Consider the following 12,459-nt stretch of genomic DNA (forward strand, 5'->3'; position numbering starts at 1 on the left):
TATCAGCAATCAGTTGGATTATGAATCAACATGAAATACTGACCTCCCCTTATACGCAAGAGTTTCTCTTTGAGCAAGCCGTCAGCAATGATATTTCGACTTTCTGGCAGGAGAGACAGGAAGGGATACTCCGTACATATGATAAAAAGCGACTCTACTGGTGCCGCTTTACTCACCCCGATCATGACCAAATGATATTGATTGCAAACGGACGCATAGAGTCCGTGTGGAAATATCAGGAGCTACTCTACGACTTATTCCGCCAAGGATATGATATTTATACATATGACCACCGTGGACAAGGGCTGTCTGAGCGACTTTGTACTGACAAACAAATTGGCCATGTCGGCGAGTTTCATGACTATGTGCGTGATATGGAAAGCATCCTCGCACAAACCTTAGCAACCAAAACTTACCGGGCCCGTTTTCTACTCGCCCACTCGATGGGAGGGGCAGTCGTCACACGCTATATTCAGACCCATCCAGAGCATGGCTTTGATGCCATGGCATTAACCGCACCGATGTTCGGGGTTCACATCCCCTATCTACTGCGTCCGATTGCGATCCCTCTAACTCAGATTTTGTCGGCACTGACATCTGAGCCGAAATATGCACCGGGCTATCAAGGATACTTGTCTAAACCGTTTGAAAATAATCCGTTGACACATAGCCAGACAAGATATCGTTGGTTCAGACAGCTGTATGAGAATCATCCTGAATTAAAATTAGGCGGGCCTAGTGCACAGTGGGTCTGGCAAAGTCTCATGGCAATCAAACAATGTCATCAACTGACGCGGCAAGTCACGCTGCCCACACTGATCGTACAAGCAGGAGAAGAAAAGATCGTCAGTAATCATGCCCAGAATTTGTTCTGTCACAAAGTTGCTAAAACCAATCCACACTGCACCTGTCTTAAGATTGAAGGTGCAAATCATGAGTTGTTATTTGAAAGTGATCAATATCGAATCCCAACTCTGGATGCGATCCTCCGGCACTTTTCCTCCCATCGTTCAACCTGACACATCTGATTGATAAACGGTTTGGTAACAAACGGACAAAAATAAAAGAGGAAAGTGGACAAGATGGATTTTACCCTCTTTTTCCCCTTTATTTTTTAGTAAAATAGTCAGTAACACATCTCTGTATTTCATTTCTATCAAATGAGGATTTTATGACGCTGATCAGCAAAGATATTCGAATTGTTGCTTCTGATCTTGATGGTACATTACTCGCTCCAAATCATAAGTTAAGCCCGTTTACCAAGAGCACACTGAAAGACCTCCATCAGAAAGGGTATACATTTATCTTTGCAACCGGACGTCATCATGTTGATGTAGCAGGTATCCGTGAAATTGCAGGTATCCCTGCATTCATGATTACCTCGAATGGCGCCCGTATCCACAGCCCGGATAATAAGCTGATGTTTAGCCGTAATGTGCCAAAAGATTTGGTGCAAAGCCTGATTGATCTCTGTAAAAATGATTCGGATATCTTCATTCATATGTACCACGATGATCAATGGCGACTCAGCGCGATCGATGAAACGATTCAACAATATCACAACGAATCTCAATTCACGTTTCAGATGTTTGATCCGGAAAATCCACCGTTGGATAATGTGGCAAAAATTTTCTTCACTCACAGACAGTCCAGCCACGATGCGCTGGTACGCTATGAGGATATCCTCAATCAACGCTTCTCAGGAGAAGTAACGATCGCATTCTCCAGCCCGACGTGCCTTGAAGTGATGGGACCCGAGATATCAAAAGGTCATGCATTACAAGTGGTTGCCAATTCACTCAATCAAACATTAGACCACTGTATCGCATTTGGTGACGGGATGAATGATATTGAAATGTTGTCGATGGCTGGTCGAGGGCTGGTCATGGAAACTGCGCATGAGAAAGTCTTCTCAGCTTTGCCGCAGACTGAACGTATCGGTAGCCATGCGGATGATGCCGTCGCCCACTATCTGCATCAACACTTACTTTAATTCACACGCAACTCTTCCTTCGATCATCAGTTTTCTATCCTATCCACCAGCAATCGATATTCGATAGTGCTGGTGGTGGATACCCAACCGTTGGGATTCAATATGACGACTGACCAACCCACTCAGTTGACTGATATCGGTATTGTCGCTTGCACAAAGTGACTTGCGTCAACAGATGACGCTCGGTTTTCGAGACCAATAGTCGGTGGCTCGGTTGGCACAGCGAAGTCAGGCGCCAAAGTATAGTGTTTCAGCGCCACCATCGGTTGCTCAATGATCTGAACCAGCAACTGTTCAAACCATCTTGCCAGACGCTGAGGTACATATCGGGTTGACCGATACGCAATCAGCACTTCCAAAGATTCACCGGGTGTCACAAAAACGGTCAGTGGCAAATGGGTATAGCCCCGGTTTTCCATCGCTGTCAGTTTCATGCCATGGTAATCAATGCTAAACCAATGATCATAATTTGGATAATTATCAACAGATAACATGGTGTCAAACCAACACGCCTCTCCCGTCATCTGCTCGATTTCATCCAACCCCAACATATCGTGTTCACATAGATGAATCTGTTCCAATTGAACGTCTTTCAGTTGTTCAATCAATGAGCGATTGGGCTGGAGTCGCATCCGGACGGGAATCGTATTGGTAAACAGGCCAACATAAGATTCGATGCCTTCGATATCACAAAAACGTCCCGAGACCGGTGAACCAAAAATAACATCTTCACATCCGGAGAGCTCACGTAAAATGATTCCCCACACGCCTTGCATCAATGAATTGACGGTTAAACCGTTTTGTTGGCAAAGCGTCATCAGCTTCTGCGTCATCAGGGACGATAACTGAAAAGATGTATCCTTGACCTGTGCTGACGGTGATTCACCTTGATAGATCAGCGTTGGTTGCGCGCCAGCCAATGCCTGTGACCACACTTGTCTGGCAACAGATTTATCTCGTGAAGCTAACTGTCTAATCACGCTGGCATAGCGATCCGGATTTTGCGGTGTTGCCAACCCCGCAGCCTGAACATAAGCCTGAAGTAGATCGCGTAACAAAATCGGCATTGACCATCCGTCAATGACCAAATGGTGTTCAGATAAAAACAGCGTATGCTGATTGTCATGGTGATGCACCAATACGGCATAAAGTAATGGCTGGCGGGTATCGTCCATATCAAAGGGACGTGAAATCTCCCGGGACTCAATGGTAGCCAGCATGGCCTCTTGCTCCTCACTCGGTAATCCATTGAGAGAACAAGTTTCCAGCGGCCATAAACGACTTTCTTGGTTCACAGGATCGACCGTGACTTGAGGCAGCACTTGAACTGCTTGATCCAAAATATGAATATCAAAACGGGCCAGTAACTGTGGATGACGTAATACAACACAATCGAGCGCTTGCTGTAGGCGTTGCACATCCATATCACCGACAAACTGCATCTTTGTCAGGGCGTTATAGTTGCTCTGCTGACCGCTGGCACGGACATAAGACAGCAGACCATTCTGAACCGGTAAAGTCGGAATAATGTCACGAATCGCACCATATTCAGCCGTAAATTGTGCCCGGACATCATCACTTATCAGGATATGCTCTGCGGAAGCATCCGTATGCGGTACTTCAGTGTGCTGATGATAGTCAATTTGCAACGCAATTTTTTCCAGTGTCTTCTCCACAAAGATATCTTTGACCTTCAAAATGTATCCTTGCTGACGTATCCGGTTGACCAAAGCCATTGCCGAGATGCTATCACCACCGAGTGAGAAAAAGTCATCTTCCGCAGAGATCACCGAGACTCCGAATAATGATTGCGCTTCCTGACACAGAAGTCGTTCGATATCGGTCCGCGGCGAGCGACCAATCTGCCGGGTCACCGACAGCGGCATTGCAGCCAACGCTTTACGATCAATCTTACCGCTCGCATTAATTGGCATCTCATCCATAATCTCAATCACCGAAGGCACCATATAATCAGGTAGGACTTGCGCCACAGCAGCCGATAAATGCTTTCCACTAAGTTGACTGGCATAGTCAGGCGTCAGTACACAAAACCCGATCAAGCGGTGCGTACCAGCAAAAGGTGGGGCGACAACGACAGCCTGAGCGACACCTGGCTGCACTGATAATGCATTTTCAACCTCTCCCAGCTCGATCCGATACCCACGGATTTTCACCTGATCATCACAACGTCCGATAAAAGCAAGTTGCCCCTTTTCAGACCACCGCACTAAGTCGCCGGTCCGGTACATCACATCACCGGCAACAAATGGATCCGCCACAAAGCGTTCTGCGGTCATCCCGGGTTGATTGAGATATCCCTGTGCCATTCCCGCTCCGGCGAGATAAAGCTCTCCGACACACCCTATCGGTACGGGTGTCAGTGTTTCGTCTAATACATAGGTGCGCGTATTGGCGATGGGTCGCCCGATCACAGGGGTATCATCCACTTTAAAACTGGCACTGACCGCATCAACCGTATATTCCGTTGGCCCATAGAAGTTTTCAACCATCAGCGTGGGGTACTCACTTACCTTCTGCCACAACTTATGTGGTATCGCCTCACTTCCGACCAAAACAAGCGTCGGCACATGCGACATGGTCATCAGTCCGGCTTCCAGCATCTGATAGAACAACGAAGGAGACAGATCCAAAGCGTCAATGTGATCTTGTTCAACCAGTCGGGTCAGTTCAAATGCATCCCGACGTTGTTCATTTGAATAGAGATACAGTGTATGCCCGTGAATCATCCATAAAATTTGTTCCCAAGAGGCATCGAAAGAAAAAGAGGTGGTATGCGCGGCTCGAACTATGGGGCAGTCACGCACCTGCTTCAACTGCGACAAAGCCCGCTCAAAAATTGTCTGTCGATGAGACAGCGCAAGATTCAGTAACGCACCATGATGGTTTAAAACCCCTTTCGGCTTGCCGGTCGAACCGGATGTAAAAATAATATAAGCCGTATCCTCTCTTTGCGGTGAAGGATAATCCGAGGGAAAATCGGCATCGGTACACAGCAATGTTTCGAGTTGCCACTGTGGTGTGGTGACATGCTGCATTGCTTGTTGCAAACCACACGGTGGATATTCATCAATCAGTACACCACGGGGACATGCCTGTTCCAAAATGGCCTCAATTCGTTCTTGAGGATAATCCGGATCAATCGGAAGATACACGGCACCACATTTCATCACGGCCAAAAGCGTAATCACCGCAATCCCTGTTCTCGGTAACGCAACGCCAATGACATCGCCATGTCGGACACCAGCTCGCAGGATGTTCGCAGCAAGTGTATTGACCTGCTCATTCAATTGCGCGAATGTCCATGATGTCTGTCTGTCGCACAATGCCAGTCGCGCCGGCCATGATTCAACTTGCTGTCCCAGCAGATCCAGAATGGTTTGGTATTCTGTGGGAAGCGCAAATACAGCACCGGTAGACCAGGGCGGCATATCGTGTTTCGCCTGCGGAGTGCGTGATGCGAGGTCACTAACCGGGCTCAATGGCAATGTGCCTGACTCCGCATCTTTGACAAAATCAAGATCTTCAGACGCTCTTGCGGCCTGTGACCATCGTGACATCGACTCATCGATAATATTGCTCATAGACATAGCGATAATTCCTTCATGAATGAAGCCCGGAGAGATGAATATGTTGCCAGTTTTGTTCGACATAACTGAGACAATCGGATTTATCTTCCGGACCGAAAATCGCTTGCCAACCTTGAGGAACCGGACTGAATTCCGGCCACAAACTGTACTGACCACGGTCATTGGTCAGGACGAGAAATCGATGATTCACATCATCAAATGGATTGGTATATTTTTTATCATTCATTATTTTTAAGCCACCCTGCCAACTAAGGGAAATATTGATACTTTGTTTACATCAGGCATCCCGTTCAATCTGTATCAATGTCACGAGTGCGTCTTCCAGAAACAGATAATGTCCATGACAAAACTGTATTCCGGTCTGTTGCTGGAGTATTGGGGAAAGTTCAAATGTGAAATGTGAATGCTGCGGCTCAAGGGATATTAATTGCGCATCATGGAAGTCAAGGTAACGTTTTACTAAAGGATAAAGCGCCTTAAACAAGCTCTCTTTGGCCGAAAACATCAGTGACATAAACGGTGCTTTATACCAACCGGTGACATCCTGAAGTTTGATTTCCTCAGACGTGACAATCATTCTTCCTATCGACTCGCAGAGCGTTTCATCCATGATGTTTTCGACATCAACCCCGATGGATAACCGCTCCGCTTTCGTCGCTACAGTAGAGATAGCCGTGTCGTCCGTATGTGAGATGGAGCCGATAAATCCGTCAGGCCACACCGGAGAACGATGTTCTCCGATTCCGACCCAAGGTTCAGATGCACCGCGGTGCAGCAAAGCATATTTTGCGGCAACTCTGCCGGCAACAAACTCTGCTTTTCTTTTAGTGACCGCCCCGAGCAGGGACTCAGGTAAGGTGATGCCTTCTTGTGCCGCGCCAGCCGTATACTTATCACGCACATAGCGATTCATAAAAAGCGTCTGTCCACCCAAGCATAATTGCTTTTGCCAGATCAGAAATGTCATCACTTATCTTCCCTAAACTCGTTCATCATATGTGCAAATCAATTGAAAATAGGTCTCAAGCAATGAAGTAAGCCGTCCCCATCCGAGCTCTCAACCTTGTCTGCCAAAACAAACATTCATAATTATTTTTCTGAATCTTTCGCGAATACTTGCTTCACCGTTGCACTGCAACAGCAGTTATTAGCATACAACCAATGCACGTATAAACTCCAATATAAATCCTCTGAACTCGCTGCGAAGATCGCATTATTTCCTATATTTCTGACTCATATAGTGTTAATTCTCATGATAACAGACCGTTATCAAACGGTTAGCTCATCCATAAGCAAAGTGATGAATAAGAACTATCAAACGTCGATTTATTGAGGCCGACACATCATGAATAGACAGGCGGTGAGAACCGCCTGTGGGTGATAGGATTTCAACGCAGGGAAAGTATTGCCAACCACTCCGCTTCAGTAACAGGCATAATTGAAAGTCGGTTGCCGCGCTTCACCAGAGGCATCTGCGCCAATTCGGGCATTGCTTTCATCACAGAAAGAGGAATAATCCGCTCCATTTTGCTGACAAAAGCAACATCAACCATCACCCAACGCGGATTTTCCGGGGTTGATTTGGCGTCGAAAACCTCGCTACCGGGGTCAAACGCAAAGTGATCAGGATAGGCTTCACGGACTACCTCAGCGATACCGGCCACCCCAACCTGTTTACAGGATGAGTGGTAGATCAGAACCTGATCCCCGAGACGAACTTGATCGCGCATCATATTGCGCGCTTGATAGTTTCTGACGCCTTCCCAACAAGCACGCTGCTGAACGCGTAAAGTATCAATTGAAAAAGTATCGGGCTCTGTTTTAAATAACCAATATGCCATAATGTTATGCTGTGCGAGATGATGTCTAATCAGGTTAAGGTAAGGAAGATATACCATGAAGCCCTTAAAAATTCTAATATCCAGCTCATTGATGATACTCCTGCAAGCCTGCACATCATCAATGGTGTCTTCTCCTTCCGATCACGTTGCTCTGGGGCAATCGGCAGAGATTCAGATCCCGCGAATCATGTTCCGGGGCCAGATCGTGATCGGCCCTCAGACCAGCTCATTCACCCCCTGCAACAGCAACCAACAATTTCTATTGACGCTATCGGCACAACAGTATCAGACACTCAGTCAACAGGTCGCCTCTCCTTATCAATCAATCTATGGCGAAATCATTGGTTTCCTCACTGCGCCAAGTCAGACAGGTTACAACGCGGACTTCAGAGCACGACTGATGACCCATCAGATTAACTATGTCTCACAAGATGGTGTCAAAGGTTGTAGTCAGCCCGTACAAAGCACCGAGGCTCAGGGACAGAAACCGCACTGGCGTGTTCGGATGACGTCACCGGATACTTTGGATGTTAAATTTGGCAAGTCATCACCTCAGCAGTGGCCCGTCAAACTGATGAACCACACCGAAGAACATCGGGTGTATAAAACACCTCAGGGAACATTGACGCTGTCACCATCATCCTGCCAACTGAGTCATCAGTCTTTATACGGTTGGATGGCAACCTTCAACACTCAGAAAGGCAGATATCGGGGTTGTGCCCGACTCGGCAATCAGGACCCGTCCACACCATGGATTGCGACCTATTATGCGAGCTCAACCCGACAAGACAACTTTTCTGTGACATTAACACTGAAAGCTGCTCACACTGCTCAAACACTTTATCGTTATCAAAACGATCCGGTCCCCATTGTCGAAACCGGCTTTTGGCAGGTACTCAATGCCGATCAAATTCAGGTCGTCATGACCCAGCATCAACAGCAATACCTGCTTTCCCAACGGATTTTCACCCGCGAGGGCGACCGGCTTCACGCCCCCAAAGAACAAGTCGGTCAGCAGATCTACAATATTAATGAGGGCGGGTTAACCTTGTACCGGAGTAAGCCATGAATGTGAGTCAACAGCCGGAAGAGTCACCGCGCCCATGCCCCGACTGTGGTTTGGTCTATCAATGTATTTGTCAGGCCATTCCCCGTTGTACAAGTGGCATCAAGCTGTCCTTACTGATTCATGAGCGGGAGATAAACCGGGCCACCAATACCGGACGCTGGCTTGTCCATGCACTGCCGCAGTGTCAGCCATACCTCTGGCAACGCAAACAACCCGATGTGCAATTCCAGCAACAGTTGGATGATCCCCGATTCTTTCCGGTGCTGCTATTTCCGGCCCCTCACGCGCTTACAGTAGATGAACTTTGCGCTCAAATACACTCGGAACACAAACATCAGACTCAGCCGCACAATCATCAAACACAGCAACACCAACTCGTGCCACATTTTATTTTGCTCGACGGAACTTGGCAGGAAGCGCGGAAAATGGAAAGAAAGAGTGCTTGGCTGGCAACGCTGCCTCGCGTACAGATTACGCCCAATGCGGCCTCATCTTATCGGCTGAGACGCAACCAACAACCTGACTCACTCTGTACATTGGAAGTGGTCGCCACGCTGCTCGAACAACGCGGTGAGACCAAAGATGCTCAGGCATTAAAAGATTTTTTACATCTATTTATGGATGCCTTGCAGGCTGATAAAAACCGGACTCCGGGACGCTGGGACAGTAATCGCTGAACACGCAGACCATCACATCACGTTACACTAGTTCTAACAAACTTGATAACTGCTCAATCTCGACATCCGGCAGTAACATCGCTGCCGGTTCAGTGCGAATATTTCGATATTGGTCATTCAACCAGCAGGCCGCGAATCCATTCATTTTGGCACCATAAACGTCGGTATTCAGATGATCGCCGACATGTAGAATTTGGTAAGCCGGCAGATCGAGTGCGCGTTGCGCTTTGATAAACAGATCGGGATAAGGTTTGGAAAAACCATCAGGACCGGCTTGCAACGTTTGCTGAAAATAGTGTCCCAACCCTATTTTATTCGGGTCGACATTACCATTGGTCACTGCAATTAACGGGAGTTGTTGACTCAATAAAGTCAGCACACGATGTGTTTCTTCCGGTACTTCTATCTGGTGACGCCAGTAGAACATTTCATTGATTGCATCTTCAGCAGCTTTACGCGCATCATCGGTCGAATATCCCAACTGTACCAACCCCTGCATGACCTGCGTATAGCGCCATTGCGTCACATCATGCGCTAACTCCGGAGATTGCTGTACAACGTTGGTTTTCAATTGTTTCCACCACTCAATCGGATGCAACGCACTGACCGGATGATTCAAATGCATCCAATCCAACATTTTACGTTCCAGTTGTCGAATCACGGGGACGTTATCGTAGAGCGTATCGTCCAAATCAAAGGTCATTGCCTGGATCTCAGGGAGAGAGCGGTAATAAAACATGCGCTATGGTTTCCGTTTCTTCTTCGCGCGAGGATGAGCTTGATCATAAGCCTGCGCTAAATGCTGAAAATCGAGATGGGTATATATCTGAGTGGTTGAAATATTTTCATGCCCCAAGAGTTCCTGAACCGCACGCAAATTGTGGCTGGATTCAAGAATATGAGTGGCAAAAGAGTGACGTAATTTGTGAGGGCTGATATGACTGGCGACCGACTGCTTCATTCCCCATTCTGACATCCGTTTCTGGACATTGCGATGCGAAATTCTTCCGCCGCGATTGGAAACAAACAGAGCAGGCTCATCGGCATGAGCAAGCTGCCCGCGAACGGCCATCCATTTTTTCACCCACGTCACAGCCTGACCGCTAAACGGGACTTTACGTTCTTTGTTACCTTTCCCGATCACGCGGAGTTCTCCCAGACCGAGGTGAATATCTTTCAGATTGACGCTCACCATTTCCGCCAAACGCAGACCGGCACCATACATCAATTCCATCATGGCCCGATCACGAATCGCGAGCGGATCATCTTCATTCACTTCAAGTAACTGAGCAACTTCATCTACATCTAAATTTTTCGGCAAAGGTCGCTTCTTCTTCGGTGCAGAAACCCCCTTGGCCGGATTTGCGGTTAAGTCACCCCTTAATACCAGAAAGTCCAGAAAGCTACGCAATGCAGATAAACGCGTCGCTAAACTACTGGCCTTGATGCCGTCACGCATCCCTTTTGCTGCCAGTTGTCTGACCCATGCCGAATCCAATTGTGGCCAGCGTGTCACACCATTGTCAGCCAGATAAGCCGCCATCTGAGTCAGTTGTTGCTGATAGTTCTGACGCGTATATAGACTCAACCCCTTCTCACTTCTCAAATATTCATAGAAGCGTTGAAGGGGCTGCTGTAATTCATCCGGTAATCTCAGACTTTCACTATTCATACGACGAATTTATTTATCTCTATATGACTGACTCATATTATGTGCGTTGCCATGGCAGTACATGTAATAAATGGGTCAACACCTCTGCCAGATAACGTAAAAACAGCGTATCCATATTTGGCTGGAAATGACCGCCATCTTCACTGGAGAAAGCCAGAAGACCATGCGTGTCGGTACTTCTGATCGGTAACACCACGTACGAGCCAAACTCTGGCGCGCCAGCATGTTCACCAAACAGGCCATCGCGATCCGCTTTACGCATTCGGCCTAAATAAGCCGAGTTCCCGTTAAAATTGTTGGTGGCAAAACGCTGCCAATAGGCCAGATCCAAAGCATACGGTGTCGGGATGCCGGATAAACGGATATGCGCTTTCAGCGACATTTGCTCCGCTTTCTGTTCAATCGCATCAATCACCTGACTCAATTCATCACACCGCAACATCTGTTCTTGCAGATCCATAAATGTATGCAACGTTCGGTCATTACTTGCTGCCAGAGACATGAAGGCAGTGATTTCTTCTTCAAGCTCTTCGATCCGGTGTCTTTGCCGATTCAGCTGAATATGAACCAAAGACACCGCGCCAAGTTGCTGGTGTGGTAGCGCAAGGCGATCAACCAACGCCGGACGATTTATAAAGAAATCCGGGTGATTTTGTAAATAATCAGCCACCACTTCGGCGGTTAACGCATCATTTTCATTAATTTCAGTTTCAGTGTTTGACACAACAACCCTTTCTACAACGTTCTTCAATGATTTCAGCGGTTCTCAGCACGCAATCTGACCATCATAAATATGAGTGGCAGGTCCGGTCATATAGAGCGGTTGTCCCGGCCCCTTCCAACTAATTTTCAAGTCACCACCCGGCAAATGTACAGTAACATTCTCTGCCAACTGCTCTTGAATAATCCCCACAGCAACTGCGGCACAAGCACCACTGCCGCACGCCTGTGTTTCACCCGCCCCGCGTTCATAAACCCGTAACCGGATTTCATTGGGGTTCACGACCTGCATAAAGCCGGCATTGACGCGTTCAGGAAAACGTTCATGGGATTCCAGTAATGGCCCAAGGCGATCCACATCTGCGATATCGACATCCTCAACCGTTGTCACCACATGAGGATTACCCATGCTTACCGCGCCACAAAACAGTGTCTGTTCAGCAATGCGTAAAATATAGGTCTTTTCTGACTGCTTCGCCTTAAACGGAATTTTTGCGGGTTCGAATACTGGCAACCCCATATTCACGGTAATCTGATTGTCTTCTTCGACATTCAGAATCATCTTCCCTTTCTTGGTGCTGACATGAACGCTGTATTTATTCGTCAAACCTTTAAGTCGAACAAAGCGTGCAAAACAACGAGCACCATTTCCACACTGTTCAACTTCACTGCCATCCGCATTGAAGATCCGATAGTGAAAATCTGTTTCCGGATCATAAGGCGCTTCAACCAATAACAGTTGGTCAAAACCGACACCCGTGTGTCGGTTTGCTAAGCGACGAATCAAATCCGGTGAGAAGAAAATATTCTGGGTAATACAATCAACGACCATGAAGTCATTACCCAAACCGTGCATTTTAGAAAAATGAAAATGCATAG

General features: G+C 47.3%; 12 protein-coding genes. 4 read left to right on the forward strand and 8 right to left on the reverse strand.

The features are described 5' to 3' along the window. The first annotated feature begins 20 nt into the window (after positions 1-20). Both MKS89_RS14955 and MKS89_RS14960 read left to right on the forward strand, forming a co-directional pair. The gene (locus tag MKS89_RS14955; protein ID WP_072959447.1) at positions 21-1,019 is read left to right on the forward strand and encodes an alpha/beta fold hydrolase; all 999 of its coding nucleotides are present in this window, start codon (positions 21-23) and stop codon (positions 1,017-1,019) included. Between the two features lie 152 nt (positions 1,020-1,171). Continuing rightward, positions 1,172-1,993, forward strand: a complete 822-nt coding sequence (locus MKS89_RS14960; protein ID WP_072959445.1) for a Cof-type HAD-IIB family hydrolase — start codon at positions 1,172-1,174, stop codon at positions 1,991-1,993. 122 nt (positions 1,994-2,115) lie between these two features. Here MKS89_RS14960 and MKS89_RS14965 read toward each other — a convergent pair whose 3' ends face one another. The 4 genes from MKS89_RS14965 to MKS89_RS14980 all read right to left on the reverse strand — a co-directional run bounded on the left by MKS89_RS14965 (position 2,116) and on the right by MKS89_RS14980 (position 7,442). Further along, positions 2,116-5,601, reverse strand: a complete 3,486-nt coding sequence (locus tag MKS89_RS14965) for a non-ribosomal peptide synthetase (protein ID WP_072959443.1) — start codon at positions 5,599-5,601, stop codon at positions 2,116-2,118. 13 nt (positions 5,602-5,614) lie between these two features. Continuing rightward, positions 5,615-5,827, reverse strand: a complete 213-nt coding sequence (locus tag MKS89_RS14970; protein ID WP_072959440.1) for an MbtH family protein — start codon at positions 5,825-5,827, stop codon at positions 5,615-5,617. A 51-nt stretch (positions 5,828-5,878) separates the two neighbouring features. Further along, positions 5,879-6,568 (reverse strand): 4'-phosphopantetheinyl transferase family protein, encoded by a 690-nt coding sequence (locus MKS89_RS14975; protein WP_072959437.1) that lies wholly within the window; start codon positions 6,566-6,568, stop codon positions 5,879-5,881. A 421-nt stretch (positions 6,569-6,989) separates the two neighbouring features. Beyond that, a complete protein-coding gene (locus MKS89_RS14980; protein WP_072959591.1) occupies positions 6,990-7,442 on the reverse strand; it encodes an EVE domain-containing protein in 453 nt (150 codons plus the stop codon). A gap of 55 nt (positions 7,443-7,497) precedes the next feature. Between MKS89_RS14980 and MKS89_RS14985 the strand changes: the two genes are divergently transcribed. Together MKS89_RS14985 and MKS89_RS14990 are read left to right on the forward strand one after the other, a co-directional pair. After that, complete coding sequence (locus MKS89_RS14985; protein ID WP_072959435.1) at positions 7,498-8,511, forward strand: COG3650 family protein; 1,014 nt, start codon at positions 7,498-7,500, stop codon at positions 8,509-8,511. Beyond that, entirely contained in the window at positions 8,508-9,188 is a 681-nt protein-coding gene (locus MKS89_RS14990; protein ID WP_072959432.1) for a tRNA-uridine aminocarboxypropyltransferase, read from the forward strand. Before MKS89_RS14985 ends, MKS89_RS14990 begins: the two co-directional genes overlap by 4 nt. 22 nt (positions 9,189-9,210) lie before the next feature. Here MKS89_RS14990 and yigB read toward each other — a convergent pair whose 3' ends face one another. From yigB to dapF, 4 genes are read right to left on the reverse strand one after another with little or no spacing between them, the layout of a single operon-like run. Beyond that, on the reverse strand, positions 9,211-9,927 hold the full coding sequence (gene yigB, locus MKS89_RS14995) for a 5-amino-6-(5-phospho-D-ribitylamino)uracil phosphatase YigB (RefSeq protein ID WP_072959429.1): 717 nt from the start codon (positions 9,925-9,927) through the stop codon (positions 9,211-9,213). A 3-nt stretch (positions 9,928-9,930) separates the two neighbouring features. Further along, entirely contained in the window at positions 9,931-10,860 is a 930-nt protein-coding gene (gene xerC, locus MKS89_RS15000; RefSeq protein ID WP_072959427.1) for a tyrosine recombinase XerC, read from the reverse strand. 37 nt (positions 10,861-10,897) lie between these two features. Next, positions 10,898-11,584 carry a DUF484 family protein gene (locus MKS89_RS15005; protein ID WP_072959424.1) on the reverse strand — a complete coding sequence of 229 codons (687 nt, stop codon included), beginning with the start codon at positions 11,582-11,584 and terminating at the stop codon, positions 10,898-10,900. A 42-nt stretch (positions 11,585-11,626) separates the two neighbouring features. Further along, complete coding sequence (gene dapF / locus MKS89_RS15010) at positions 11,627-12,457, reverse strand: diaminopimelate epimerase (RefSeq protein WP_072959421.1); 831 nt, start codon at positions 12,455-12,457, stop codon at positions 11,627-11,629. Positions 12,458-12,459: the final 2 nt, after the last annotated feature.

The sequence above is a fragment of the Vibrio gazogenes genome (genome assembly GCF_023920225.1).
Taxonomy (GTDB): Bacteria; Pseudomonadota; Gammaproteobacteria; order Enterobacterales; family Vibrionaceae; genus Vibrio; species Vibrio gazogenes.

What these genes read in the sequence shown, in the direction of transcription:
- xerC (WP_072959427.1), bottom strand. Translation starts at nt 10,860, where the DNA reads ATGAATAGTGAAAGTCTGAGATTACCGGATGAATTACAGCAGCCCCTT.
- dapF (WP_072959421.1), bottom strand. Translation starts at nt 12,457, where the DNA reads ATGCATTTTCATTTTTCTAAAATGCACGGTTTGGGTAATGACTTCATG.
- MKS89_RS14965 (WP_072959443.1), bottom strand. Translation starts at nt 5,601, where the DNA reads ATGTCTATGAGCAATATTATCGATGAGTCGATGTCACGATGGTCACAG.
- MKS89_RS14970 (WP_072959440.1), bottom strand. Translation starts at nt 5,827, where the DNA reads ATGAATGATAAAAAATATACCAATCCATTTGATGATGTGAATCATCGA.
- MKS89_RS14960 (WP_072959445.1), top strand. Translation starts at nt 1,172, where the DNA reads ATGACGCTGATCAGCAAAGATATTCGAATTGTTGCTTCTGATCTTGAT.
- MKS89_RS14990 (WP_072959432.1), top strand. Translation starts at nt 8,508, where the DNA reads ATGAATGTGAGTCAACAGCCGGAAGAGTCACCGCGCCCATGCCCCGAC.
- yigB (WP_072959429.1), bottom strand. Translation starts at nt 9,927, where the DNA reads ATGTTTTATTACCGCTCTCTCCCTGAGATCCAGGCAATGACCTTTGAT.
- MKS89_RS14980 (WP_072959591.1), bottom strand. Translation starts at nt 7,442, where the DNA reads ATGGCATATTGGTTATTTAAAACAGAGCCCGATACTTTTTCAATTGAT.
- MKS89_RS14985 (WP_072959435.1), top strand. Translation starts at nt 7,498, where the DNA reads ATGAAGCCCTTAAAAATTCTAATATCCAGCTCATTGATGATACTCCTG.
- MKS89_RS14975 (WP_072959437.1), bottom strand. Translation starts at nt 6,568, where the DNA reads ATGACATTTCTGATCTGGCAAAAGCAATTATGCTTGGGTGGACAGACG.
- MKS89_RS14955 (WP_072959447.1), top strand. Translation starts at nt 21, where the DNA reads ATGAATCAACATGAAATACTGACCTCCCCTTATACGCAAGAGTTTCTC.